The sequence below is a fragment of the Streptomyces sp. P9-A2 genome, from assembly GCF_036634175.1.
Taxonomy (GTDB): domain Bacteria; phylum Actinomycetota; class Actinomycetes; order Streptomycetales; family Streptomycetaceae; genus Streptomyces; species Streptomyces pratens.
The window spans coordinates 1,367,785-1,393,861 of sequence record NZ_JAZIFX010000001.1; the positions used below are offsets into that span (position 1 = coordinate 1,367,785).

Consider the following 26,077-nt stretch of genomic DNA (forward strand, 5'->3'; position numbering starts at 1 on the left):
GGAACTCACCGGCGCGGCTTGTCCCGGACGGCCTCGATGTGCTCGGCGACGGCGACGACCACCAGCCGGGTCTCCGCGACCGTGGCCCGCCACCGGTGCCGGACGCCTCCGGTGAGGTACAGGGTGTCGCCGCGGCCCAGGCGGTAGGCACGGCCCTCCGCCTCGATCTCCACGGCGCCGTCCGCCACGTACATCAGCTGATCGTTGCGGAACTGGAATTCTCGCCCGGCGTCGTGGTCGCCGGTGAACTCGGAGGCGTGCATCTGGTGATGGCCCCGCACCAGGGACCGGACGCGGGGGGCCGGCACCTGCTCGGCGCCCTCCGCGCGGACGACGTCGACACTGCACGCCGGGTCGGCGGCGGCGAGGAGTTCCACGGCGGTGGTGCGCAGGGCGTCGGCGACCTTCTCCAGGGAACTCCGGCTGGGGCGCGCGCGCTCGTTCTCGATCTGGCTCAGGAACGGGACCGACAGGCCGCTGCGCTGGGCCACGACGGCAAGCGTGAGATCCAGCGCACGACGCCGCCGCCGCACGGCCGCGCCCACGCGCAGCGGCTGTTCTTTGTGATCGCCCATCGCCCCGGCTCCCTCCTTCGCCCGTCGCTCCGTGCCTGTGCCCCGTTGTCCCGGCACGCTTCTCCTGTTGAGCTGTCTGCACCCTACGCATGTTCGGCAAACCGTTTCAGGCGCCTGTCACGTCGTCGTCCTGTGCGATCGTGCACGACCCCACAGTTCACGCCAGCCGATGCGTGAGCCGTCCGGTTCGATGTGCGCAGGGCACGGGGTGTTTCCGCCATTGTCACCCGAAGTGGGACGGGAGGTCACGACGAGGGCCCGGAGGTCCGGGGAGGGCGTAGCGCTGTGTGATTGGCTGGATTCTTATCGTGTTCCCGTCGGGCCGTGTTCCGGTCCCGGCCGTATGCCCGTCCCGGTCGTTTTCCCGTTGCCGCTGCGGGCCCGTTGCGGCCGTGGCCCCGTTCGGCTTCGGCTTGCCCCGCACATGCTCCGAGGGGCGGGCCCGGTCCCGCTGTCAGGTGCGGGGCCGGGCCCGCCCCTCGGGGCGAGCGGTGCGAGGTCACCACGGCGACCGGTGATCACCGTGGTGACCTCACCGTCACTGCGGGGTCATACGCCCCACCACGTCGGGGTGCTCTTCGAGCCAGGTGGCGACGGCCGCCTCCTCCTTGCCCTGGCCCCGGTCCTTGATCTCCTTCTCGAGCGTGCCGAGTTCGTCCTCGCTCATCGTGAATCCCTTGATCCACTTCGTGAGTTCGGGGTACTGCTCGGGGAACGCCTTGTTCGCGATGGTACGGATGGTGTTGCCCTCGCCGAAGAGCTTCTTGTCGTCCTTCAGCTTGGTCAGCTCGTACTCGCTGTACGACCAGTGCGGCGACCAGAGGGTGACCGCGACGGGCTCCTTCTTGGAGTAGGCGCGCTTGAGCTCGGCGAGCATCGCCGGCGTGGAGCCGTCGACGACCTTGTACTCCTTGTCCAGGCCGTAGCCCGGCAGAACCTTGTTCTTGAGCAGGTCCATCTGGCCGGTGCCCGCTTCGATGCCGATGATCCGCCCGTCGAACAGGTCGGCCTTGCCCTTGAGGTCCTCGAAGGACTCGACGCCCTCGACGTACGACGGGACGGCGACGTCCAGGGAGGTCGGCTCGTACCAGGTGCCGAGGTCGACCAGCTCGTCCTTGCTCTGGTCCCAGAAGTTCTTCTGGGCATGGGGCAGCCAGGCGTCGAAGTTGAGGTCGATGTCCCCGGTGGAGAGGCCGGTGTAGACCGGGCCGACCTCCATCTGCTTCAGGTCCATCCTGTAGCCGCGCCGCTCGAGGACGTTCTTCCACAGGTAGGTGATCGCGATGTCCTCCTCCCAGGGGAACCACGCGACGGTCAGCGGGCGCTTCGCCTCGGCCGGTGCGGCGGCGGCACCGGACTTCACCGGCGCCATCTTGTCGACGACGTCCGGGTTGTCCTCGAGCCAGGCACGGACGGCTTCCTGCTGCTTGCCCTTGCCGGCCTTGTTGATCTCGGCCTCCAGGCCGGTGAGTTGCTTCTCGGTCATCGAGAAGTCCTTCATCCACCGGCCGATGGTGGGGTTCTCGGCGGTGAAGCCCTTGCGTGCCAGGGTGTGCACGCCGTCGCCCTCGCCCCAGGTGCCCTTGGGGTCCTTCAGCTTCTTCAGGTCGTAGTCGCTGTACGCCCAGTGCGGCGACCAGAGCGTGACGACGACCGGTTCCTGCTTGCTGTAGGCGCGCTTGAGCTCGGCCAGCATCGCCGGCGTGGAGCTGTCGACGACCTTGTACTCCTCGTCCAGGCCGTACTCCTTGAGGACCTTGTCCTTGAGCAGGCCCATCATTCCGGCGCTGGACTCGATGCCGGTGATCTCCCCGCCGAAGGTGCCGGCCTCGCCCTTGAGGTCCTCGAGGGAGTCGAAGTCCTCCATGTAGGCGGGCACGGCGAGTTCGAGCGTCGTCTCCTCGTACCAGGTGCCGAGGTCCTCGAGCTTGTCGCCGTACTTCTTCCAGTACGCCTCGTGGGTGGTGGGCAGCCACGCGTCCGTCTGGAAGTCGATGTTGCCCTGCGCGAGCGCGGTGTAGAGCGGGCCCGCGTCGAACTGGGTGGCCTCGACCTCGAAGCCCCGCTGCTCGAGGACCTCCTTCCACAGGAAGGTGGAGGCGACGCCCTCGTCCCAGGGGATGTAACCGATGGAGATCTTCTTGCCGTTGCCGATGTTCTCGGCGTCGGCGGCGGTGTCCGTACCGCCGCTCTTGCCGTCGCCGCCGAAGATGCCCATGCCGCCGGCCACCAGGGCCAGGACGACGACACCGATCACGGCGACCTGCGGGCGCGGCCGGTAGGACCAGATCTTCAGGCCCTGCGCGGCGCGGGCCTTGGCGGCGGCGCGGCGGCCGAGCGGGGACACCTGGGTGCCCAGGGCGCTGGTCATGCGGTCGAGGTAGATCGCCAGGATGACGATGGCGAGGCCGGACTCGGCGCCGAGACCGACGTTGAGCTGGCCGATGGCCTCGATGACGGCGCCGCCGAGGCCGCCGGTGCCGACCATGCCGGCGATCGCGGCCATGGACAGGCCGAGCATGATCACCTGGTTGACGCCCGCCATCACGGTGGGCAGCGCCAGGGGCAGCTGGACGCGCAGCAGGGTGTTGCGGGGCGTGGTGCCGAACGCCTCGGCCGCCTCCACGAGGTCCTTGTCGACCTGGCGGATGCCCAGCTCGGTCATGCGCACACCGGGGGCGAGCGCGAAGATCAGGGTGGCGACGATGCCGGGGGCGGGGCCCGTCCCGAAGAAGAGGATCGCCGGGATGAGGTAGATCATCGCGGGCAGCGTCTGCATGAAGTCGAGGATCGGGCGCACGAAGGCGCTGACCCGGTCCGAACGTGCCGCCCAGATGCCCACGGGCACGGCTATGACGAGCGCGATGACGGTGGCGACGATGACCAGGGCCAGCGTCACCATCGAGTCGCCCCACAACTCGAGCGAGTCGAGGAAGGCGAAGCCCACGAAGGTGAGGACACCGGCGACGGTGCCGCGCAGCCAGAAGGCGATCACCGCGAAGATACCGGCGAGCAGCAGCGGCTCGGGCGCCTGGAGGACGGCGTTGACGCCGTCGTAGGCGCCGGTGAAGACGGTTCTGAAGAAGTCGAACAGCCAGGTCACGTTGGCGAGCAGCCAGTCGACGGCGCTGTTGACCCATTCGCCGAGCGGAATCCTAGGCACGGGCCAGCACCTTCCCGTCCTTGCCGCGCGGGGAGTCGCAGGTGCCGGGGGCACCGTCCTCGTCGCCGAGGAAGCCGACGAGCCGCTGCCGGGGTACCACGCCGATGACCGTGCCCTCGCCGTCGAGGACCGCCACGGGGTGTGCCGCGCGGGCACTCATCGCGCACAGGTCGGTGAACGGCGTCTGTGCCGTCGCGGTCTCGCAGGCGCAGTCGGCCTCGTCGCCGCGCACCTCCTGCTCCATCACGGCTCCGGCGGTCAGCACCCGGGAGCGGTCGACGTCCTGGGTGAAGGAGGCGACGTAGTCGTTGGCGGGGCGGATGAGGATGTCCTGCGCAGTGCCGATCTGCACGATGCGGCCGTCGCGCATCATCGCGATGCGGTCGCCCAGGCGCATGGCCTCGTTGAGGTCGTGCGTGATGAAGACGATCGTCTTCTTCAGCTTCTTCTGCAGTTCCACCAGCTGGTCCTGCATGTCGCGGCGGATCAGCGGGTCGAGCGCGCTGAAGGACTCGTCCATCAGCAGCAGGTCGGCGTCGGTCGCGAGCGCGCGGGCCAGGCCGACCCGCTGCTGCATGCCACCGGACAGTTCGTCGGGCCAGGACTTCTCCCAGCCGGCCAGGCCACACAGGGCGAGCGCCTCGTCGGCGCGGCGTTCGCGCTCGGCGCGGGGCACGCCCTGCACTTCCAGGCCGTATGCGGCGTTCTCACGGACGCTGCGGTGCGGGAAGAGCGCGAAGTGCTGGAAGACCATGCTGATCTTCCTGGAACGGACCTCGCGCAGCTCGCGGTCGGACAGCGCGGTGAGGTCCTGGCCGTCGAATCGCACCTGTCCGGCGGACGGCTCCGACAGGCCGTTCAGCATGCGCAGCAGGGTGGACTTGCCCGAGCCGGACAGGCCCATGACGACGAAGATCTCGCCGGGCTCCACGGTGAACGAGGCGTCGATGACGGCTGCCGTGGTGCCCTGGGCGCGCAACTCCTCCCGGTCGGCCTTGTTCTGGCGCAGTCTCTCGACCGCCTGGCCCGGTCGTCTGCCGAACACCTTGTACAGATGCTCGGCTTCAAGCCTCGTTGACACGCGTACCTCTTGACTCGGCGGCAATGGAAGGGAGCGGCACCCGTCGGGACGGTTCAGGCGTTCCTGACAGTTGAACCTGCAACCGGCGCCACTCCGGGGCCGCGCCTCCCCCGTTTCGCCGGTCGCAAACGCATACGTGTCCTGCCTCACAGCCGGCCCGTCCTCTGCGACGAATGCCGCTTCCCGCCCTCGCGGTCATGCGGCTGCGGAGCCCTGTCGGTGGCGTGCGGCATGATGCGGAGCGTGACCGGACGACTGATGCTTCTAGACACCGCCTCCCTCTATTTCCGCGCTTACTTCGGAGTCCCGGATTCCGTCAGGGCCCCGGACGGCTCGCCGGTGAACGCCGTGCGCGGGCTGCTCGACTTCATCGACCGCCTGGTCAGGGACCATCACCCGGACGATCTGGTGGCGTGCATGGACGCCGACTGGCGCCCGGCGTGGCGGGTGGAGCTGATCCCCTCCTACAAGGCGCACCGCGTGGCCGAGGAGCGCCCGTCGGGCCCCGACGAGGAGGTGGTGCCCGACACACTGTCCCCCCAGGTGCCGGTGATCGAGGCCGTCCTGGACGCCATCGGCATCGCGCGCGTGGGTGTCGACGGGTACGAGGCGGACGACGTGATCGGCACCTTCACCGCGCGGGCGCGCGGTCCGGTGGACATCGTCACCGGCGACCGCGACCTGTACCAGCTGGTGGACGACGCGCGTGGGGTGCGGGTGCTGTATCCGCTCAAGGGTGTCGGCACGCTCCAGATCACCGACGAGGCCGTGCTGCGCGAGAAGTACGGCGTGGACGGCGCGGGGTACGCGGACCTGGCGCTGCTGCGCGGCGACCCGAGCGACGGCCTGCCGGGCGTGCCGGGGGTGGGCGAGAAGACGGCCGCCAAGCTGCTGGCCGAGTTCGGCGACCTGGCCGGGATCCTGGCGGCGGTCGACGATCCGAAGGCCAGGCTCACCCCGGCCCAGCGCAAGCGCCTCACCGAGGCGCACCCGTATCTGGCGGTCGCCCCGAAGGTCGTCCGGGTCGCGGACGACGTCCCGCTCCCGGAGGTCGGCACGACACTGCCACGGACCCCGCGCGACCCGGACGCCGTACGGGAACTGACGGCCCGCTGGGGTCTCGGCGGCTCCCTGGAGCGGCTGCTGACGACCCTCGCGCGGTAGGGGCCGCCGCCGTGCGCACGGGTAATCGCCGGACAAAGATGTTAACTTAGGTAAACCTAACTAAGTGACAGGGAGGCCCCACATGGCACAGCGACCGGGACGCCAACCGCGCCCGCCCCGCTTCGGGCAGGTGCTCCGCACCGAGCGGCTGACCCCGCACATGCAGCGGGTGGTGCTGGGCGGCGAGGGCCTGGCCGGCTTCACGGCGGACACCTGCACCGACCACTACGTGAAGCTGCTGTTCCCCGCCGAGGGCGTCACCTACCCGGAGCCGTTCGACATGCAGCGGATCCGTGAGGAGTTCCCGCGCGACCAGTGGCCGGTGACCCGGACCTACACCGTGCGCCACTGGGACGCCGAGCAGCACGAGCTGACCCTGGACTTCGTGATCCACGGCGACCAGGGGCTGGCGGGTCCCTGGGCCCGGCGGGTCCTGCCGGGCGAGACCGTGTTCTTCATCGGCCCCGGCGGCGCCTACACCCCGGACCCGGCTGCCGACTGGCATCTGCTGGCGGGCGACGAGAGCGCGCTGCCCGCGATCGCCCGCTCGCTGGAGGCCATGCCGGACGGGGCCAGGGTCCACGCCTTCGTGGAGGTCGAGGGGCCCCAGGAGGAGCAGAAGATCGACTCCGAGGTGGCGGTGACCTGGCTGCACCGGGGGGACCGTCCGGTCGGCGAGGCGCTGGTGGAGGCCGTGCGGGGGCTGGAGTTCCCCGAGGGCCGGGTGCATGCCTTCGTCCATGGCGAGGCGCACTTCGTGAAGGAGCTGCGCCGTCTGCTGCGGGTCGAGCGGCAGGTCGCGCGCGAGGACCTCTCGATTTCCGGCTACTGGCGACGCGGTCACAACGAGGACGGCTGGCAGGCCTCGAAGCAGGAGTGGAACACGCGGGTCGAGGCGGAGCAGGAGCAGGCGGAGCCGTCGGCCGCGGCGGGCTGAGCCGCCACCGAGTCACCGCTGGGCCGCACCCGAGTCACCACGGACCCCTCTTCGAAGCACCGCTGATCCGCTGCCCCGGCCGAACCGGCATCCCGGGTTCCCGGCCGGCACACCCGGCGGCGCCGGTCGGGTGAACCCCGGACCCCGCGTCGCGGCGGGCGGCGTGGCGCGGTGCCTCGCCCCCGCCCGCTGCCCGAGGATCCGGGCGCGTGACAGACACCTTCGAAGAACTCGTGGCCAAGCAGCGCGCGGCGGACGAGGCGCATGTCCGCGTGCGTCATCTGCAGGAGACGTACGGGCCTCCCACGGACACCAAGTGGAGCAGCCTGCAGACCACCACCTGGGAGACGGCCTGGCGGGCCTGGCGCGACCTCGCCCGTGAGCTCCAGACGGCGGTGAACGACTTCGCGCGGGCCGAGGGGAGACCGCGCCACGTGGTCGAGGCCGAGGTCAGGCAGGCGGTACGGCACGAGCAGCAGGGCGGGGCGGACGCGTAGCCTTGGCCCTCGTGACCCGCAGACGCAGAACCGTGCCGCCCTCCCCGCTGCCACAGCGCGACGGCGTGGACCCGGTACGGGTGCGTCTGCCCGGCACGGGGCAGTGGGCCACCGTGCGGGACCATCTGGTGACCCGGCTCCCGGTCGGCTCCGGTGTCGTCGACGGCATGTTCGACGCGGGGCTGATCGTGGGCGCGGACGGGCGGCCCGTGCCGGCCGACGCCCCCTGTGTGCCGGGGCTGTTCGTATGGTTCCACCGGGAGCTGCCGGCCGAGGTACCGGTGCCCTTCCCGCTGGAGATCGTGTACCGGGACGAGCACATCGTCGTCGCCGACAAACCCCATTTCCTGGCCACCACACCGCGCGGCAGTCATGTCGCCCAGACCGCGCTGGCCCGGCTGCGCCACGAGCTGGGCATCCCGCTGCTGGGCGCCGCACACCGCCTCGACCGGCTCACCGCCGGGCTGATGCTGTTCACCGTGCGGCCCGAGGAACGTGGCGCCTACCAGGCGCTGTTCCGCGACCGGCTGATTCACAAGGAGTACGAGGCCGTCGCCCCCCACGATCCGGCCCTCGCCCTGCCCCGGACCCTGCGCAGCCGGATCGTCAAGGAGCGCGGGGTGCCGGCCGCCCGCGAGGTCGAGGGCGAGCCGAACGCGCTCAGCCGGGTCGAACTCCTGGAACACCGGGCCGACGGCCTCGCCCGGTACCGGCTGGTCCCCGGCACCGGGCAGACCCATCAGCTGCGGGTGCACATGAGCGCCCTGGGCGTGCCGATCCTCGGTGACCCCCTGTATCCGGAGGTGACCGGCCCCGTCCCGGCCGGTGACTTCCGGCGTCCGCTGCAACTTCTGGCGCGAGCACTGGAGTTCACCGACCCGGTGACGGGGGCGCGGCACCGGCTGCGCAGTGGCCGAACGCTCGCGGCATGGGCCTCGTACGGGGACTGGGCCGCAGAGCACCACGCCACCGAGGACTGCGCCGGGGGCGACCGCGCCGCCGGGGCACGAACCACCGTGGACCGGACCGCTGCTCATCGGACCTCGGTGCCCCGGACCTCCGGTCAGTAGCCGCGCCACCAGAGCAGGAAGCGCTGCCAGGCGCCCGGCGCGCGAACCGGTTCCGCGGGGCCGGCGACGGCCGGCGGCGCGGCGACCGGTTGCTCGTCCGGTGTCCCCGCCGTGGCCGCGGGCCGCGGGGCGGGGACGTCATGGTGCTCGAACGGATCGGGGTGGGCGGCGGGCGACGGAGCCGGCTCCCCCGGTGCGGTGCTGCCGATGTGCCAGTCGCGGCGCGGGGCCGCCGGCTGGTGGTCGTGGTTGGGCCGCTCGGTGATGTCCTGCGGCGCCCTCGGGGTGAACCGGACGGGCAGTTCGATGAGATGGCGTGAGGCGATCGACTCGGTGTGCCGCAGATCCTCGTCGTCGACGTCGAGTTCGAGGTCGGGCAGCCGCATCAGCAGCGCGTCGACACCGATCTCGGCGATGGCACGTCCGATGTCCTGACCGGGGCATTCGTGCGGGCCACCGCTGAAGGCGAGGTGGGAGCGGTTGCCCTGCATGTGGGCGGTCGGGTCCGGGCGTACCCGCGGGTCGACGTTGGCCGGGGCCGGAGCGAACAGCAGTCCGTCGCCCCGGCGGATGCGCTGGCCGCCCAGTTCCGTCTCCTGCTTGGCGAAGTAGGCGAAGATGGTACTGAACGGCGGTTCGTCCCAGAGCAGTTGCTCCACCGCCTCCGGCACGGTCATCTGTCCGCCGTTGAGCTGGGCCCGGAAGCGCGGGTCGACCAGCACCGTGCGCAGCACGTTGGCGAGGAGGTTGGCGGTCGACTCGTAGGCGGCGATGAGCACCACCCGCAGATGCTCCCTGACCTCGTCGTCGGTCAGTCCGGCCGGGTGGGTGATGAGATGGCTGGCGAAGTCCTCCTGCTGTTCCAGCCTGCGGCGCGCGGTGAGCCGGCCCAGCACGTCCATGACGTACGCGTTGCTGGCGATGGCGGTCTCGGTGCCCCTGATCATGTCGCGGGCCGACTCGACCATCCGGTCGTTGTACTCGTCGGGCATGCCGAGGATGTGGCACATCACGGCCATCGGCAGGTGCTCGGCGTACTGGCTGACGACCTCGGCCTCGCCCACCTCGCAGAACCGGTTGACGAGACGCTGGGTGCAGCGGTTGATGTGCCGGCGCAGACTGCGGAAGTCGATGGTCGACACGGCGAAGTCGATCACGCCGCGCAGCCGCTTGTGTTCGTCGCCCTCGGCGTGGGCGCACATCGGCTGCCAGGCGATGTGCGGCATCAGCGGGTGGTCGGGTTTGACCAGGCCGTCCCGGAGCGGGGACCAGATACGGCTGTCCTTGGTGTACTGCGCGGGGGTGCGCACCATGTGCAGGTTCTCGGCGTGGCCGAGGACCACCCACACCGGCACGTCGTCGTGGAGCAGCGCGGGCGCCACGGGGCCGTGCTCGGCACGGAGATCCTCGTACAGCTTCTTCAGGTCCGCCGATTCGTGCAGCCGGGGCAGTCCTCCGGGGCCCTGGCCGTACGCGGGGCAGCCGGGGGGCGGGGCGGGACGGGAGTCGTCCGTTCCGGTCGGGGAGTGGGATTCAGGCGTCACAGTGGTCGCTCCGGAAAACAGGGGGAGAGCAGGGGGGAGAGCAGGGGTCGGGGTGTCAGGCGCGCGAGCCCGTCATGGCGAGCGAGTGCAGGAACCGCATCAGCGTGATCAGTACGTCCCGGCTGGAGGCGCGGCGTCGCACATCGCAGTCCATGATCGGGACGTCCTGCGACAGGTCGAGCGCGGTCCGCAGATCCTCGACCGGGTAACGGGGCGCGTCGGGGAAGGTGTTGACGGCGACGACGAAGGGCACGCCGCGTTCCTCCAGCCGTCCCATGACGTCGAAGCTGACTTCCAGGCGGCGCGTGTCGACCAGCACCACCGCGCCGAGCGCCCCCTCGAACAGGCCGTTCCACAGGAACCAGAAGCGCTCCTGGCCCGGGGTGCCGAAGAGGTAGAGCACCAGCTGCTCGGTGATCTTGATGCGGCCGAAGTCCATGGCCACCGTGGTGGCGGTCTTGGACGCGGACCCGAAGTTGTCGTCGACTCCGACGCCGGCCTGGGTCATGGTCTCCTCGGTGGTCAGCGGCTTGATCTCGCTGACCGACCCGACCATGGTCGTTTTGCCGACCCCGAAGCCGCCCACGATCACGATCTTCGCCGCGGCCTCGGCCGTGTGCGGCAGCTGATCCTCGGTCCGTGGGCCCGGGATGGTCTCAGAGCCTTTGAAGTCCATGCATCACCGCTTCGAGAAGGGAACGGTCGGGCAGCGCCTTCCGGACGATCGGGGCGCGCGCCTGCACCAGTTCCGCCGTCAGCATCTCGGTGAGCAGCATGGTCACCACGCCGAACGGCAGGCTGAGGTAGGCCGAGAGTTCGGCCACGGACAGGGGGGCGGCACAGAGCCGGAGCAGTGCCGCCTGCTCGGGCGTGGCGGAGTGCGGGGGGTCCTCGACGCGCGCCACGATCAGTGTCACGAGGTCGAGGTCCGCGCGGTTCCCGTCCGCCCCGGCGACGACGTACAGCCTTTCCGGGTTGGGTCGTTCGTCCTCCTTCTTGTCCTGGGCCGGTTGCGGAGGAGGGTCCTCCTGCGGGGAGCGCCTCTGGCGTTGTGGAGGAGTCATACGGTCGTCCCGTTCCGGCGGGGCGGGCTGGTGAGATGGGCGCCGATACGGACGACGAGGTCGCGCATCATGGCCCCCATCCGCCCGGGTTCACAGGTCATGTCGGAGAGCACCGCGAGATAGGCGTTGGCGCCGGCGGCCATCAGGTAGAAGTAGCCGCCGTTGATCTCGATGATCACCATCTTCATCTCGCCGTCGCTGCGCGGGAGTTCCCCGGCGACGGCACCGGCGAGGCTCTGCACGCCGGCGCAGGCCGCGGCGACCCGGTCGGCGGCGTCCGGCTCGCCGCCGAAGCGGGCGATGCGCAGTCCGTCGGCCGAGAGCACCACGATCATCTCGACGCCGGGTACGCCGTCGGCGAGCTCCTTGAGCATCCAGTCGAAGTTGGCGCGTTGCTGGATCACTTGAGGTCCCCCTCGTCGTCGGCCTCGGTGCGGGCCGGTTCGTTGATCAGATGCAGGTACGCGGTCGGGTTCCGGGTGAAGTCGGTGGGATGGACGCCGGGTTCGAGGTCCTTCTTCAGTCCGTCCCAGAACGCGTCGACCCACAGCCCGGGTTCGCGCTCGTCCTTCGGCTCGGCCGGTTCGGGCTCGGGTGCCGGCCAGGGGGACCGGATGGTCTCGCCCCGCTCGGCGGCCTCCCGCTCGGCCCGTTCTTCGGCGGCCTGCTCGGCGTACCGCTGGGTCAGCGACGTCTTCACCCGGCTGCGGCGCTGCGGCAGCCCGGTGGAGGTCCATTCGGTGACCTCGGGGACGTCGTCCTCCATGGAGACGGTGGCGGGGATGCTCGGGCTGGTGGGGCGGCGCTTCTTGGGGACGCGCTTGGGACCCGGGAGCGCGTCGACCTGCATCGGCACCGCGGTCGCGCCGATGCCGTGGGCGAGACCGACGCCGGGTTCGGTGGTCATCATGTCGCTCGGCACGATGAGGACCGCGCGGACGCCGCCGTAGGCGGAGGCCCGCAGCGAGACCTGCATCTTGTACCCGGAGCAGAGCCGGCCGATGACGGCGAGGCCCAGCCGGGGGCTCGTGCCGAGGTCCTGGAGGTCGACGCCCGCCTTGGCCTTCTCCAGCTTGTCCTCGATCCGGGCCCGCGCCTTCTCGTCGAGGCTGACTCCGGCGTCCTCGATCTCGATGGCGACACCGGTCTGCACCTCGATGGCGGTGACGTGGACCTTGGTGTGGGGCGGCGAGTAGCGCGTGGCGTTGTCGAGCAGTTCGGCGACGGCGTGGATGACCGGCTCGACGGAGATGCCCTTGATGTTGACCTTGGCGATGGACTTCAGGTCGATGCGCCGGTATTCGAGGATGCGGGACATCGCGCCGCGCAGCACGCTGTAGAGGGCGACGGGCTCGGGCCACTGGCGTCCGGGCCGGCCGCCGCCGAGTACGGAGATGGAGTCGGCGAGGCGGCCGATCAGCGCGGTGCCGTGGTCGATGCGCAGCAGGTCGTCGAAGACCTCGGGGTTGCGGCCGTGGTCCTCCTCCATCTCCCGCAGTTCCTTGGCCTGCTGGTGGACGATCGCCTGGACGCGTCGGGCGATGCTGACGAAGGAGCGCTGGGAGGAGTCGCGCAGGGCTTCCTCGTCGTCGATGATCTTCAGCATCGTCTTGAGCAGCTTGATCTGGTACTCGGGCAGATCGCGCCAGGCCGGGTTGACCTCCTTGAGGTGGAGGAGCACTTCCCTGGGAGTGTTTCCGCGGTGCAGGAAGTCCAGGGCCTCGGGGACCACGGCGTCCGCGAAGTGCAGCGTCTCCGTGTCGTGGGCGGCGATCCGCGCTTCCAGATACGCGCGGTGACGGTCGTGTTCGGCTCGCTCGTCCCGCAGGACACGGCCGCGGCGCACCGCCTCGGCCGCGGCGGCGATCACCAGCAGGGTGGCGACGACACCACAGGCGCCGACGGCGATCCGGGCGGGCTCCGTCACCAGGGCAACGGCGGCTCCGGTTGCCGCGGCCATCATTATGGCCGGCATCAACAGCACGCGCGCGTAAGGAAGTTCACGGCGACCGGGCGGGGACTGGACACTCACCATGTAGGCCTCTGAAAACGAATCGACTGACGGTCGGGGGACACACGGGTGGGGACGTACCGGGAGATCATGTGAATCATCCGCGCAACAGGGAACAGATACACGAATTCATCCCAACTCGGTGCGCTGCGGGCGAGCTTAGTCCGACAGGATCAACGCCGTGTCATATTCGGCAAGTGCCGGAAATGACTCTTGGGGCAGGAGTATGCTCGATCACATTTATACGCCGAGAAACCATTCGAACACGTAACGTAATGGCGTACGGGTGCACGAAAATCACTCACCGTGCAGAGTGAGGAACACCGCCGACGACCGCGGAACCATCCAGCTCCAGGGACACCGAATCCCGGCGCGCACGGAGCGCGCCGGGCTTCACCGCGACCCGAACGGGGCGGACCTGTCGGACGGGGCGAACCCGCCGGCGGGATGGGTCGGGGCGGGGTACCGGGCGGTCAGCCCACGGAGGAGTAGGCCACCACTCCGCGCAGCAGTCCGTCCACCGCCTTGCGGGCGTTCTTCGCGACCGTGGAGCCCTCCACCGCCGGTGCCGCGGCCGCGATCTGGCCGAGCACGTCGATGACCTGCTTGCACCAGCGCACGAAGTCCCCCGCCGGCATCTCCACCTCGCGCAGCACCTCGTCGAGGCCCTTGCCGGACGCCCACATGTAGGCCGCCCAGGCGAAGCCCAGGTCGGGTTCGCGCTGGCCCACCCCCTCGGACTGGGTGATCCCGAAGTCCTCCTCCAGGGCGTCCAGCCGCCCCCAGATACGGACCATCTCACCGAGCGCGGCCTTCGCCCCACCGGAGGGCACCTTGGGCACCGCCGCGTCGTCGCTGACCCGGGCCTCGTACACCAGCGCCGAGACACAGGCGGCGAGTTCGGCCGGGCCCAGCTGCTCCCAGACGCCCTCGCGCAGGCATTCACTGGCCAGCAGGTCGAGTTCGCCGTACAGCCGGGCGAGCCGCTTGCCGTGTTCGGTGACCTCGTCGCCGCGCAGGTAGTCCAGCTCGGTCAGCAGGGCGACGATACGGTCGAAGGTGCGGGCGATGGTGTTCGTCCGGCCCTCGATGCGCCGCTCCAGCTGCTTGGTGTCCCGCCGCAGCCGGTGGTAGCGCTCGGCCCAGCGGGCGTGGTCCTCACGGTCGTCGCAGCCGTGGCACGGATGGGCACGGATCGCCTTGCGCAGCCGGTCGATCTCCCGGTCGTCGGCCGCCTGGGAGCGCCGCTTGTGATGCCGATCCGGCTCGATGTGCCCCGCCTTGGTACGCAGTGCGGAAGCCAGGTCGCGGCGGGACTGCGGCGAGCGCGCGTTGAACGACTTCGGGATCCGCATCCGCTCCAGCGCCTCGACGGGCGCCGGGAAGTCGATCGACGCCAGCCGCTTGACCTGCCGCTCCGCGGTCAGCACCAGAGGGCGCGGCCCGTCGTGGTACTCGACGCCGCGGTGCCCGCCCGCACGGCCCGCGGGCAGTCCCGGATCGAGGACCAGCGCCAGCCCGGCGTACTTGCCGGCGGGTACGTGGATGATGTCGCCGGGCTTGAGCTTCTCCAGGGCGACGGCCGCCTCCGCGCGCCGATGCGCCGCGCCCTGACGGGCCAGCTCCGTCTCCCGGTCCTTCAGGTCGCGGCGCAGCCGCGCGTACTCCTCGAAGTCGCCGAGGTGGCAGGTCATGGAGGCCTGGTAACCCTCGAGGCCTTCCTCGTTGCGCTGCACCTGCCGCGAGATGCCGACCACCGAACGGTCCGCCTGGAACTGGGCGAACGACGTCTCCAGCAGCTCGCGCGAGCGGTGCCGGCCGAACTGCTCGACCAGGTTGACCGCCATGTTGTACGACGGCCTGAAACTGGAGCGCAGCGGATAGGTGCGGGTGCCGGCCAGCCCCGCGAGGTGCTCGGGGTCCATGCCGCGCTGCCACAGCACGACCGCGTGACCCTCGACATCGATGCCGCGCCGGCCTGCCCGGCCGGTCAGCTGGGTGTACTCGCCGGGAGTGATGTCGGCGTGCTGCTCGCCGTTCCACTTGACGAGCTTCTCCAGCACCACCGAGCGGGCGGGCATGTTGATGCCCAGGGCGAGGGTCTCGGTCGCGAAGACCGCCTTGACCAGGCCGCGGACGAACAGCTCCTCGACGACCTCCTTGAACGACGGCAGCATGCCCGCGTGGTGGGCCGCGATGCCGCGCTCCAGGCCCTCCAGCCACTCGTAGTAGCCGAGGACGTGCAGGTCCTCGGTGGGGATGGAGGCGGTGCGCTCCTCGACGAGGGAGCGGACCCGCTCCCTCGCCTGGTCGTCGTTGAGCCGCAGCCCCGCGTACAGGCACTGCTGGACGGCGGCCTCGCAGGCGGCGCGGCTGAAGATGAAGGTGATGGCGGGCAGCAGGCCCTGGGCGTCGAGCCGCTCGATCACCTCGGGCCGGCCCGGTGTCCAGACCCGCGCGCGCTGTCTGCGCTCCCGCTCCCGGTCCGCCTCGCGCATGTTCCGGCCGCGGCGCTTCTCTCCCCACGAGGGGCGGGTCGCCTCCATCCGCGCCATCCGCGTGAGGTCGGGGTTGACGGCCTTCTTCCGGCCCTCGCCCTCCTCGAACAGATCGTGGATCCGGCGCCCGGCGAGGACGTGCTGGAACAGCGGCACGGGCCGGTGCTCGGAGACGATGACCTCGGTGTGGCCGCGGACGGTGTCCAGCCAGTCGCCGAACTCCTCCGCGTTCGACACCGTCGCCGAGAGGGACACCAGGGTCACCGACTCGGGGAGGTGGATGATCACTTCCTCCCAGACGGCACCCCGGAAGCGGTCGGAGAGGTAGTGCACCTCGTCCATGACCACGTAGCCGAGGCCGAGGAGTGTCTGCGAACCCGCGTACAGCATGTTCCGCAGCACCTCGGTGGTCATCACGACCACGGGGGCACCGGAGTTGACGCTGTTGTCACCGGTGAGCAGACCGACCTTGTCGGCGCCGTAACGGCGGCACAGGTCGGCGTACTTCTGGTTCGACAGCGCCTTGATGGGTGTCGTGTAGAAGCACTTCTTGCCCTGCTGCAGGGCCAGGTGGACGGCGAACTCGCCGACGATCGTCTTGCCCGAGCCGGTGGGCGCGGCCACCAGCACACCCTTCCCCGCTTCGAGCGCCTGGCAGGACTCGATCTGGAAGGGGTCGAGGCCGAAGTCGTACATCTCGCGGAAGGAGGCGAGTGCGGTGGCCTGCTCGACAGCGCGCCTGCGTGCTGCCGCGTACCGCTCGGCCGGTGAAAGATCCTCTGTCATCGTGCTTTCGAGCGTACCGGGCCGCACCGACAACAGGACGATCATTATCCGGATCCATACCCGCCGGCCCCTGGTCCGCCCAGCTCAGGGGCTGGTTCCGCCCGGCTCGGGGTCGGTTCCGCCCGGCTCAGGGGCCCACGACCCGTACCGCGCCGCGCACACAGCTCGCGGTCAGCGGCAGTGGTCCGAGCGGTTCCCCGTCCGCGTACCCGGTGACCTCCTCGGCGGCCAGCTCCACCCGCGACGCCCGCAGCACGCTCACCTCGGGCCGGTCGACGTGCGTTCCGCGGTACACGGTGGGGAAGACCCGCAGCAGTGTGGCCCGGCCGCAGTCGCCGACCACCGTGACGTCGAACAGCCCGTCGGTGAGGTCGGCACCCGGGCAGATCCGCATGCCGCCGCCGTACGACGCCCCGTTGCCGACGGCCACCAGCGTCGCCTCGACCTCGCGCACGTCGCCGTCGTCGAGGGTGATCCGGTACGGGACCGGCCGCAGGGCCGCGAGTTCGGCGACCATGGCGAGGTCGTACCTGAAGCGCCCGGCGGGCAGCCGCATCCGGTTGCCGCGGTCGTTGACCCGGGAGTCGAAGCCGGAGGCGAGGACGGTACCGAACCAGCGGTCGCCGACCCGCCCGAGGTCGATGTCGCGCACCCGCCCGTACTTGAGGGCGTCGGCGATCATCCGGCCGGCGGCGGCCGGTTGCCTCAGCGGCATGCCGAGCGAGCGGGCGAAGTCGTTGCCGCTGCCGGCGGCGATCAGGCCGAGCGGGGTGCCGGTGCCGACGACGGCCTGCAGAGCCAGGTTCGCCATGCCGTCGCCGCCGACGGCGACCAGGGCGCCGGTGCCCTCCTCCACGGCGTCGCGCGCACGGGTGAGCGCGTCCGCGGCGTCCTCACCGAGCACGGTCCGCACCGAGAAACCGGCAGCGCGCAACGCGGAAGCGGCCGGGAGCGCCGCCCGGGCGCCCCGGCCGCGTCCCGCGGTGGGGTTGACGAAGAGGGTGATCTCGCTGGTCACCCCGTGACCCTACGAGCTTCGGCCCGGTGTTCAGGTCACGTCGTCATAACCGTTGACCCGGTCCGTCCTCGCCTGCTCGGGCAGGGCCCGCCTGGCCGGCACGGGTTCGGCCTCGCCGATGTCCTCGGGGGTGAGGTCGAGGTCGGAGGCCTCGTCGTCGGCGGGGCCCAGGGCCTCCAGCCGGCGCCTGCGGCGGTCGTTGAGCAGGGAGACGCCGACGGCACCGAAGTACAGGATCCAGATCGGTCCGGCCAGGGCCATCATGGTCAGCGGGTCGGTGCTCGGCGTGGCCAGGGCCGCGAAGATCGTGATGCCCATGATCATGCCGCGCCACCAGCCGAGCATGCGCTTGCCGGTCAGCGCTCCGGTGAAGTTGAGCATGATCAGCAGCAGCGGCAGCTCGAAGGAGAGCCCGAAGACGATCACCATGCGCGTGACGAGGTCGAGCAGGTCGTCCAGCGGCAGCAGGTTGTCGACGTTGACCGGCGTGAAGTCGATGAGCACCTCCGCCGTCTTCGGCAGTACCCGGTAGGCGAAGTAGGCGCCGCCGAGGAAGAGCGGGAAGCCCGTGGCGACGAACGCGTAGGCGTACTTCCTCTCGTGCCGGTGCAGGCCGGGGGCGATGAACGACCACAGCTGGTACAGCCAGACCGGCGAGGCCAGCACGACACCGGCCATCAGCGAGACCTTCAGTGCCAGGGTGAACGGCGTGATCAGGCCGTTGATGGTGATCTGCGCGCAGGGGCCCTCGTCGCGGGGGGAGGCGGCGAGCTCCTCGAAGGAGTAGCCGCAGCCGACCGACTTGAGCACCGGGTCGGTGAAGAAGTTGATGATGTCGTTGTAGAAGAAGGCCGCGACGATCGTCACCAGGACGATGGCCAGCAGCGCTTTCGCGAGCCGGTTGCGGAGCTCACGAAGGTGCTCCGCGAGGGGCATCCGGCCCTCGGGATCCCTCTCCTGCTTGCGGGCAGACTTGGGCAACCCACATTCCCATCTCGTGCGGCGGGCCGGAGAGCGTCCCCGGCCCTGCGTCAGCGCTTGGTCGTGTCCGTCGGCTCCGTGACCGGGCGGGAACTGCTCACGTCGCCGGGGGCGGCCTGGATGGTGCGCTGCGCCGCGGACTCGTCGCCGGGGGCCGGCGGGTCGGCGGGGGCGGAGGACTTGTCCTTGTCCTCCTTCATCGCCTTGGCCTCGCTCTTGAGGATGCGGGCGGACTTGCCGAGCGACCGCGCCATGTCCGGAAGTTTCTTCGCGCCGAACAGCAGGATGATGACGACGAGGATGAGAATCATCTCGGGAGCTCCGAGCTTTCCGAACATTTCTTTACCTTCTCACCGAGGCTGCTGGGGTGGGGTGCCGCCCTGTCCGAGTGTTCGGACACCCGTCCGACGATCGCGTTGCCAGCGATCGTAACTCTCAGGGGTGAACGTAGGGCAATCCCCGTGCGTACTCCCGTCCGCGGTCCGGGCCTCGTTCTCCGAACCGCGGTCAGCAGCGTACCCGCCCGGGTCGGCAACTCGACAGGGCGTGCGGCCCGAAGACACGGCCCGAAGACCGTCCGGGATCCGGTCAGAGCGCTTCCGCGGAGCGGGCCGCGCCGGCCGCCGCCCGCTCCAGGTCCTCCGCGGCCCGGCTGATGCGCCGCGCCGAGTCCGTGACCTGCCTGCCGAGTCGCTCCGCCTCGACGAAGACCCGCACGGCGAACACCCCGAGCACCACAAGCCCCAGGAACCCCACAGCAACCGCGAACATCGCCCAGAACATAGGGGCGAGCCTAGACGGTCCCCGCCCGTGCGGAACGCCCGGCGCCCGAGAAGGGGGCCACAGCCGTCACGGGACCACCGCCGGGCGTCATCGGCCGTCATCAGCCGTCATCGGCCGGCACAGGACCACTACCGGCCGTCACGCGGGACCGCCACCGGCTGCCTAGGGGCCGTTACGCCGTCGAGTGCAGCCGCAGGGTGCTGACCCCGCCGCCGGTGAGGAGTTCGACGACCCGCTCCCCCGCCGGCTTGCGGACCGCCGCCTCGCACGCGGGGCAGGTGAACGAGTAGAAGGTGGTACGCCTGCTGGCGCCTATGACCAGCCGCAGCGCGCTCGCGCCCAGCTCGAAACGCCCCCGGCAGTCCGGACAGCCCGCCCGGAACACGACCGGCGCCACGCTTCTCATCCCGGAGAACGCGGACGCCACCGTGATGCCCCGTACCCCAGGGGTCGCCGACTCGCTCACAGTCCTCGCTCCTGCCTGTCGTCCTGCCCGCCCCGGACCGCGCACACCGTGTGCGGCCCGCTCATCCGGCCGTCCCGGCGCCGTCGTACGCCGCCAGCGCCTCGCGGGCCGCCCGCCGGGCACTGTCCGCGAGGTCGTCCGGCGCGACGATCCGGCCGTCCTGCCCGAGCCGCAGCGCCAGCCGCTTCAGCGACGCCGGGTCGGGTGTCCGCAAGGTGATACGCAGCCCGCCGTCGGGCAGCTCATCCGCGCTGTCGTGCGGGTAGTACTCGGCGACCCAGCGACCGCCCGGCCCGACCTCGACCACGACCTCCGGATCCTCCGCCGCCGGCTGCACCAGCCCCTCCGACAGATCCCGCAGCTCGACCTCGGGCGGCGCGGACGGCTCGTCGAGGATCCTGATCTCGGCGACCCGGTCGAGCCGGAACGTGCGGCGCGCCTCGGAGCGGCGGCACCAGGCCTCCACATAGGTGTGCCCGACGCTGACCAGGCGGATGGGGTCGATCTCGCGCTCGGTGAGCTCGTCACGGGCGGGCGAGTAGTAGCGGATCCACAGTCTGCGGCGCTCGGCGATGGCCCGGTCGACGTCCGCGAAGACACCGCCCTCGGACTCGAAGGTCACCGACAGCCGGGCACTGGCGCCCGCCGCCTCGCCGGCCGCGGTCTCCACCTTGGCGGTGGCCCGCAGCAGCGCCTGCCGGTCGCTCTCGCGCAGTCCGGGCAGGGTGGCCACGGCGCGCGCGGCGACGAGCAGGGCGGTGGCCTCGTCCGCGGCGAGCCGCAGCGGCTCGGCGGCCTCCGCCCCGAGCGCGGCCGGGTTGTGCCACCAGATGCGCTCCCCGTCGGTGTCGATGTCCAGCAGGTCGCCGCCGCGGAAACTGGTGCCGCACATGGGCAGCACGTCGAGGTCCGAGACCAGCTCGTCCTCGGTGATACCGAAGGCGCGCGCCACGTCCTCGATCCTGGCGCCCGGACGCTCCCTCAGATACGTGACCAGGGAGAGCATCCTGCGGGTCTGGTCGATGGCGTTCACTGGCCTGACCGGTTTGCCTGCCACGTTCCTGTCCGTCCCCCTCAGCCCTTGGCCACGGCGCGCAGCCGGTCCACCACGTCGGCCCGCAGCTCGGCTGGCTCCAGGACCACCACGTCCGCTCCGAACTCCACCAGCCAGGCGTCCAGGCCGTGCCCGTACGGAATCTCCAACTCTTCCCAGCCGTCGCCGAGTTCCCGCACCGAAGTGGCCTTCACCCGAAGGGGGTACCCCGCGTCGGTGCGCAGCCGGATCCGCGCGGTGCGGTCGGCGCTCTCCCCCGCCCAGCTCGCGACCGTCTCGCGGACCGTGACGACATCCGGCACCGGAGCGGTGTACCGGGTGCCGCGCGAGCGCACCTTGCCGGTGATCCTGGACAGCCTGAAGACCCGCTCGGCGCTCCGGTCGCGGTCCCAGCCCGCCAGGTACCAGTGACCGCGCCAGCACTCCAGCGCCCACGGCTCGACGTTGCGCGGTTCGGGCTGCGCGGCGGTGGCCTTGCGGTAGTCGAAGACGACGGGGCGGCGGTCGCGGCAGGCCAGCATCAGCGGTTCGAAGGCGGCCTCGTGCACGGGGATGCGCGGCTCGAGCGCGCTGTGGGCCTCGTAGGGATCGACGTCCTCGGGCAGTCCCGCCGCGCGCAGTTTCTGCAGGGCGCCGCTGGCCGCGCCGGCCAGTCTGGCCTGCTGCCACACCTTGGCCGCGAGGCCCAGTGCGGCTGCCTCCTCGGCGTCGAGGGTGATCGGAGGCAGGCGGTTGCTGTCGCGCCGGGCCAGGTATCCGATCTCACCGTCGAGGTTTTCCACGGTCTCGATGACGAGCCCCAGTTCGCGCAGATCGTCCTTGTCGCGCTCGAACATACGGTTGAAGGCGTCGTCCGAGGCCGCCTCGAGATAGGCCTCGACGGACTCGCGGAGCTCACGCTTGCTCAGTGGCCGCCGCGTGCCCAGCAGGCACAGCGCCAGGTTCATCAGCCGCTCGGCCTTGGCAATGGCCATCGACGCCCTTCGCCTCCTCATGCTGCTCAGTCCGATGACCGTACCGCCCCGTGGTGGCGCGGCAAAAGCCGAGGGCCCATGCCCGGACAGGCATGGACCCCAGGTGATCGACTCCGGTCGTGACCCGACCCGATGCCGCACGGGCGACCGGTCGGCGATCGGGCGAGTGATCAGACCTCGAGCAGGTCGACCACGAAGATCAGCGTCTCGCCGGGCTTGATCGCCGGAGTCGGGCTCTGGTTGCCGTAGGCCAGGTGCGCGGGGATGGTCAGCTGGCGACGGCCGCCGACCTTCATGCCCTGCACGCCCTGGTCCCAGCCCTTGATGACCCGGCCGCCGCCCAGCGGGAAGCGGAAGGGGGTCCCGCGGTTCCAGCTGGCGTCGAACTCCTCACCCGTGCTGAAGGCGACACCGACGTAGTGGACGGTGACGGTCTGACCCGCCTGCGCCACCTCTCCGTCGCCCTCCCAGACGTCCTTGATCTCGAGGTCCGCCGGGGGCTCGCCGCCCGGGAAGTCGATCTCGGGCTTGTCGATGCTCACGTCTAACGCTCCTGCTTGTTTACGGAAAGGCGAACGGACACAGTCTTACATCACACGCGGTCACAACTTCGCGAGGATGTCGACCGAGAAGACCAGCGTGGAGTCCTTCTTGATGTCGCTGCCCTCCGGCGGCGTGTCGCCGTATCCCAGCTCCGGCGGAATGACAATGAGGACCCGGCTGCCGACCTTCTTGCCGGTCAGCCCCTGCGCCCAGCCCTTGACGACCTGCTGCAGCGAGAACGAGGTCAGCTGCCCCCGCCCGTACGTCGAGTCGAACTCCTTGCCCCCGTCCCACAGCACGCCCTTGTACTGCACGAGCACGCTGTTGCCGGCGCCGACCTCCTCGCCGTCGCCCTCGAGGATGTAGCTCGACACGAGCTTCTTCGGGGCGTCCGCGTCGGGCATCTCGATGGAGGGCGCCTTGCCGTCCGTGTTCGTGCCGACCTTGGGCAGATCGACGTCGTCCTGGGCGACCTCGCGGCCCTCGGCAGAGCTCTTCGCGTTGAACGTGTCCTGCACGTCCACCACGAACACCAGGGTGTCGGTGCCCTTGATGCCCGCCTGCTCATTGCCCTGCGTGCCGTACCCCCAGGTGGGCGGGATCGCCATCTGGACCCGGCTGCCGGCCTTCTTCCCCGTCAGCCCGTACCGCCAGCCGTCGATGATGCTGCCCTGGGCCAGCTGGATCGCCAGCGGAGCCTTGCGGTCGTAGGAGTTGTCGAACACCTTCGCGGTGCTCCACACCTGGCCCAGGTAGTGGGCCACCACGAAGTCGTTCTCCGCGATGGCCTTGCCACCGCCCGCGATGACGGTCTTCACCGCGAGGTCCTTGGACGGGTCGCCGCTGCCCTTGGCCACGGTGGGCTTCTCACCGAACTTCACCCCCTCGGTGATCGCCGGCAGCGGGCCGTCGACGATCTTCGGCGGGGGCGCGGCCGACGCGTCCGGCGCGGACGGCGAGGCGCTCTCGCTGGCCTTGCTCGAATCGGACCCGCCGTCGCCGCACGCGGCGAGAGCGGCCAGTCCAGCGGGTACGGCAATGAGAAGTGAGCGTCGGCGCACGGTGGGGGCCTCGTAATCATCGATCTTGTCGGTGGCGTCCGCGCAACTCTACGGCGTGAGAAGGGCGCCGCACTGAGTAACGTACGGCGCCCGTGTGGCGTTCCTCGGTTCGGGAGAACCGAGGAACAACGCGTCTCACATACCGGCGATCAGTTTCTCCACCCGCTCGTCCACCGACCGGAACGGGTCCTTGCACAGCACCGTCCGCTGCGCCTGGTCGTTGAGCTTGAGGTGCACCCAGTCGACGGTGAAGTCCCGCCGCTGCTCCTGCGCCCGGCGGATGAAGTCACCGCGCAGCCGCGCCCGGGTGGTCTGCGGCGGAACGGACTTGCCCTCGAAGATCTTCATGTCGTTGCAGATCCGGGCGGCCTGCCCCCTCTTCTCCAGCAGGTAGTACAGACCACGACGACGGTGGATGTCGTGGTAGGCGAGGTCTATCTGCGCGACCCGCGGATGCGACATGGTCATGTTGTGCTTGGCCCGGTACCGCTCGATGAGCTTGTACTTCATCACCCAGTCGATCTCGGTGCCGATGCGGTCGAGGTCCTCGGCCTCGATCGCGTCCAGCGTGCGGCCCCACAGCTCGAGCACCTGCTCGACCGTGCCGGTGCGGATGCCACGGCGCTCGCAGAAGTCCACCGCCTTCTCGTAGTACTCGCGCTGCACCTCCAGGGCGGAGGCCTCACGTCCGCTCGCCAGGCGGACCTTGCGGCGGCCCGTGATGTCGTGGCTCACCTCACGGATCGCCCGGATCGGGTTCTCCAGCGTGAGGTCACGCATCACCGTGCCCGCCTCGATCATGCGCAGTACCAGATCGGTGGCACCGACCTTCAGCAGCATGGTCGTCTCGGACATGTTCGAGTCGCCGACGATGACATGGAGCCGGCGGTACCGCTCGGCGTCCGCGTGCGGTTCGTCCCTCGTGTTGATGATCGGCCGGGACCGGGTCGTCGCCGAGGAGACGCCCTCCCAGATGTGCTCGGCCCGCTGGCTGACGCAGTACACCGCGCCACGCGGCGTCTGCAGCACCTTCCCGGCGCCGCACAGCAGCTGGCGGGTCACCAGGAACGGGATGAGGATGTCCGCGAGTCGCGAGAACTCCCCGTGCCGGGCCACCAGAAAGTTCTCGTGACACCCGTACGAGTTGCCCGCCGAGTCGGTGTTGTTCTTGAACAGGTAGACGTCGCCCGCGATTCCCTCCTCGTGCAGGCGTCGTTCGGCGTCCACCAGGAGTCCTTCGAGAATGCGCTCCCCAGCCTTGTCGTGGGTGACCAGCTCGGTCAGGTTGTCGCATTCGGGTGTGGCGTATTCCGGATGCGAACCCACGTCGAGATAAAGGCGGGCGCCGTTGCGCAGAAAGACGTTACTGCTGCGGCCCCATGACACGACACGGCGGAAGAGGTACCGCGCCACCTCGTCAGGAGACAGACGGCGCTGTCCCCTGAACGTGCACGTGACGCCGTACTCGTTCTCCAGCCCGAAAATGCGGCGGTCCATGACTGAACATTACGCCCGATCCCCTGAACCCAAACGGGGTTCGAGGGCACGGTTCGGATCATTTTCCGAACCGGCCGCAACTACGGCCCCGCCCGCGGGAACCGCCAATACCCTTCCGGTGCACATCAAAACCAGAAAAGCCACGCCACCCGCGACAGCCGGCATCGCGAAACCCCCCTGCGCGCCGCTCGCCTCGACCACCGGCCCGGCCAGACCCGTCCCCACCGAAGCGCCCACGGTGAACGTCGTCACCAGCCACGAGAACGCCTCCGTGACCGTCCCGGCCGGTGCGTGCCGGTCCACCAGCACGAAGGCACACGCGATCGCCGGGGCCAGGAACACACCGGCGACCACCGCGAGCAGGGTCATCGCCACCGGCCCGGGCATCAGCGTCAGCGGCAGGTAACACACCGCCAGGAAGGCCACCAGCACCTGCAGTCGCCGCGCCGGCTCGCCCGCCCACTGCCGCGCCCCGTACGCCATGCCGCCGACGAGCGCGCCGAGCCCCAGGCCCGCCATCAGCCAGCCGTACACGTGAGCGCCGCCGTGTTCGTCCCCATAGGGCACCGAGGCCACCGTGATGGATCCCAGCGCGATACCGACGAACAGGAAGGCACCCAGCAGCGCCAGCAGCCCCGGCGAGCGCAGCGCCCCCAGCCAGTGCGCCTCGCGCGGCGCCGACCGCCACGCGCGCGAAGGCGCCGACACCACCACGGACAACGCGCCCAGCACCCCCAGCCCGTTCAGCACCAGCAGGGCTACCGCGGGCGACCAGAGCGACGCGCACACCGTGACGAGCAGCGGCCCTACGGTGAACATCACCTCCTGCGCCACCGCGTCCATCGCGTACGCCCGGTGCACCTGGTCCTCGCGGTGCAGCACCGAGGACCACAGGGCCCGCAGCCCGCCCTCCAACGGCGGCGTGAACAGCCCCGCGGCGGCCACCGCCGCGTACGCCGCGGCCCGCGGTTCGGTCCCCACGAACGCGAAGACCGCCATCGCCAGCGCCGACAGCACCGCGGCGGGCAACTGGACCCGCGGCTGGCCCCGCAGGTCCACGAGCCGCCCCAGCACCGGCTGCCCGACCGCGTTGGCCACGCCGTACACCGCCGCCAGGGCACCGGCCAGACTGTACGAACCGCCCTCCGCGCGGACGAACAGCACGATCGCGATGGCCGCGGTCCCGTTGGGCAGCCGGCCCACCAGCGTGCCCACCAGCAGCCGGGCGGCGTGCCGCACCCGGAGGATCTCCAGGTATCCCGTGGCCATGCAGCACCCTCCACTCGCCCGCCGATGCTCCTCGGAACCCC

Annotated in this window: 24 protein-coding genes; 4 read left to right on the forward strand and 20 right to left on the reverse strand. The window is 70.4% G+C overall.

Annotation, left to right across the window (positions count from 1 at the left end; translation table 11 throughout):
- Positions 1–5: 5 nt before the first annotated feature.
- The 3 genes from V4Y04_RS06170 to V4Y04_RS06180 all read right to left on the reverse strand — a co-directional run bounded on the left by V4Y04_RS06170 (position 6) and on the right by V4Y04_RS06180 (position 4,819).
- The gene (locus tag V4Y04_RS06170) at positions 6–575 is read right to left on the reverse strand and encodes a helix-turn-helix domain-containing protein (protein WP_332426276.1); all 570 of its coding nucleotides are present in this window, start codon (positions 573–575) and stop codon (positions 6–8) included.
- A gap of 538 nt (positions 576–1,113) precedes the next feature.
- Positions 1,114–3,738 (reverse strand): ABC transporter permease/substrate binding protein, encoded by a 2,625-nt coding sequence (locus V4Y04_RS06175; protein WP_332426277.1) that lies wholly within the window; start codon positions 3,736–3,738, stop codon positions 1,114–1,116.
- Positions 3,731–4,819, reverse strand: a complete 1,089-nt coding sequence (locus V4Y04_RS06180; RefSeq protein WP_332426278.1) for a quaternary amine ABC transporter ATP-binding protein — start codon at positions 4,817–4,819, stop codon at positions 3,731–3,733. The genes V4Y04_RS06175 and V4Y04_RS06180 overlap by 8 nt, the downstream gene beginning before the upstream one ends.
- A 234-nt stretch (positions 4,820–5,053) precedes the next feature.
- On the opposite strand from V4Y04_RS06180, the gene V4Y04_RS06185 reads away from it, so the two are divergent.
- From V4Y04_RS06185 to V4Y04_RS06200, 4 genes are all read left to right on the forward strand, one after another.
- Positions 5,054–5,983 (forward strand): 5'-3' exonuclease, encoded by a 930-nt coding sequence (locus V4Y04_RS06185; RefSeq protein ID WP_332432725.1) that lies wholly within the window; start codon positions 5,054–5,056, stop codon positions 5,981–5,983.
- Between the two features lie 82 nt (positions 5,984–6,065).
- Positions 6,066–6,920, forward strand: coding sequence for a siderophore-interacting protein (locus V4Y04_RS06190; protein ID WP_332426279.1), 855 nt, complete (start codon positions 6,066–6,068; stop codon positions 6,918–6,920).
- 209 nt (positions 6,921–7,129) lie between these two features.
- Positions 7,130–7,417, forward strand: coding sequence for a hypothetical protein (locus V4Y04_RS06195; protein ID WP_332426280.1), 288 nt, complete (start codon positions 7,130–7,132; stop codon positions 7,415–7,417).
- A gap of 11 nt (positions 7,418–7,428) precedes the next feature.
- Positions 7,429–8,487, forward strand: coding sequence for an RluA family pseudouridine synthase (locus V4Y04_RS06200; RefSeq protein WP_332426281.1), 1,059 nt, complete (start codon positions 7,429–7,431; stop codon positions 8,485–8,487).
- On the opposite strand, the gene V4Y04_RS06205 is transcribed toward V4Y04_RS06200, so the two are convergent.
- The 17 genes from V4Y04_RS06205 to V4Y04_RS06285 form a co-directional block, all read right to left on the reverse strand.
- Entirely contained in the window at positions 8,481–10,031 is a 1,551-nt protein-coding gene (locus V4Y04_RS06205; protein WP_332426282.1) for a cytochrome P450, read from the reverse strand. The genes V4Y04_RS06200 and V4Y04_RS06205 overlap by 7 nt on opposite strands.
- A 55-nt stretch (positions 10,032–10,086) precedes the next feature.
- A complete protein-coding gene (locus V4Y04_RS06210; protein ID WP_332426283.1) occupies positions 10,087–10,707 on the reverse strand; it encodes a GTP-binding protein in 621 nt (206 codons plus the stop codon).
- Positions 10,688–11,095 carry a DUF742 domain-containing protein gene (locus V4Y04_RS06215; protein ID WP_332426284.1) on the reverse strand — a complete coding sequence of 136 codons (408 nt, stop codon included), beginning with the start codon at positions 11,093–11,095 and terminating at the stop codon, positions 10,688–10,690. The genes V4Y04_RS06210 and V4Y04_RS06215 overlap by 20 nt, the downstream gene beginning before the upstream one ends.
- Complete coding sequence (locus V4Y04_RS06220) at positions 11,092–11,499, reverse strand: roadblock/LC7 domain-containing protein (RefSeq protein WP_042168469.1); 408 nt, start codon at positions 11,497–11,499, stop codon at positions 11,092–11,094. Before V4Y04_RS06220 ends, V4Y04_RS06215 begins: the two co-directional genes overlap by 4 nt.
- A complete protein-coding gene (locus V4Y04_RS06225; protein WP_332426285.1) occupies positions 11,496–13,130 on the reverse strand; it encodes a sensor histidine kinase in 1,635 nt (544 codons plus the stop codon). The genes V4Y04_RS06220 and V4Y04_RS06225 overlap by 4 nt, the downstream gene beginning before the upstream one ends.
- Positions 13,131–13,579: 449 nt before the next feature.
- On the reverse strand, positions 13,580–16,435 hold the full coding sequence (locus tag V4Y04_RS06230) for a DEAD/DEAH box helicase (protein ID WP_332426286.1): 2,856 nt from the start codon (positions 16,433–16,435) through the stop codon (positions 13,580–13,582).
- Positions 16,436–16,517: 82 nt separating this feature from the next.
- Entirely contained in the window at positions 16,518–17,408 is an 891-nt protein-coding gene (locus V4Y04_RS06235; protein WP_332426287.1) for a diacylglycerol kinase, read from the reverse strand.
- Between the two features lie 30 nt (positions 17,409–17,438).
- A complete protein-coding gene (tatC, locus tag V4Y04_RS06240) occupies positions 17,439–18,389 on the reverse strand; it encodes a twin-arginine translocase subunit TatC (protein ID WP_332426288.1) in 951 nt (316 codons plus the stop codon).
- 50 nt (positions 18,390–18,439) lie between these two features.
- The gene (gene tatA, locus V4Y04_RS06245) at positions 18,440–18,727 is read right to left on the reverse strand and encodes a Sec-independent protein translocase subunit TatA (protein ID WP_332426289.1); all 288 of its coding nucleotides are present in this window, start codon (positions 18,725–18,727) and stop codon (positions 18,440–18,442) included.
- A 250-nt stretch (positions 18,728–18,977) separates the two neighbouring features.
- A complete protein-coding gene (locus V4Y04_RS06250) occupies positions 18,978–19,172 on the reverse strand; it encodes a hypothetical protein (protein WP_055695726.1) in 195 nt (64 codons plus the stop codon).
- Positions 19,173–19,344: 172 nt separating this feature from the next.
- On the reverse strand, positions 19,345–19,638 hold the full coding sequence (locus V4Y04_RS06255) for a hypothetical protein (RefSeq protein ID WP_332426290.1): 294 nt from the start codon (positions 19,636–19,638) through the stop codon (positions 19,345–19,347).
- 61 nt (positions 19,639–19,699) lie between these two features.
- Positions 19,700–20,671: a helix-turn-helix transcriptional regulator gene (locus tag V4Y04_RS06260; protein WP_443079957.1), complete on the reverse strand. Its 972-nt coding sequence runs from the start codon at positions 20,669–20,671 to the stop codon at positions 19,700–19,702.
- Positions 20,672–20,712: 41 nt separating this feature from the next.
- On the reverse strand, positions 20,713–21,666 hold the full coding sequence (locus tag V4Y04_RS06265) for a helix-turn-helix transcriptional regulator (RefSeq protein WP_332426292.1): 954 nt from the start codon (positions 21,664–21,666) through the stop codon (positions 20,713–20,715).
- 170 nt (positions 21,667–21,836) lie between these two features.
- On the reverse strand, positions 21,837–22,208 hold the full coding sequence (locus tag V4Y04_RS06270; protein ID WP_332426293.1) for an FKBP-type peptidyl-prolyl cis-trans isomerase: 372 nt from the start codon (positions 22,206–22,208) through the stop codon (positions 21,837–21,839).
- A 60-nt stretch (positions 22,209–22,268) separates the two neighbouring features.
- Positions 22,269–23,270 (reverse strand): FKBP-type peptidyl-prolyl cis-trans isomerase, encoded by a 1,002-nt coding sequence (locus tag V4Y04_RS06275; RefSeq protein ID WP_332426294.1) that lies wholly within the window; start codon positions 23,268–23,270, stop codon positions 22,269–22,271.
- A gap of 135 nt (positions 23,271–23,405) precedes the next feature.
- Complete coding sequence (gene pafA / locus V4Y04_RS06280; RefSeq protein WP_332426295.1) at positions 23,406–24,767, reverse strand: Pup--protein ligase; 1,362 nt, start codon at positions 24,765–24,767, stop codon at positions 23,406–23,408.
- A 9-nt stretch (positions 24,768–24,776) separates the two neighbouring features.
- The gene (locus V4Y04_RS06285) at positions 24,777–26,036 is read right to left on the reverse strand and encodes an MFS transporter (protein ID WP_332426296.1); all 1,260 of its coding nucleotides are present in this window, start codon (positions 26,034–26,036) and stop codon (positions 24,777–24,779) included.
- Positions 26,037–26,077 lie beyond the last annotated feature (41 nt).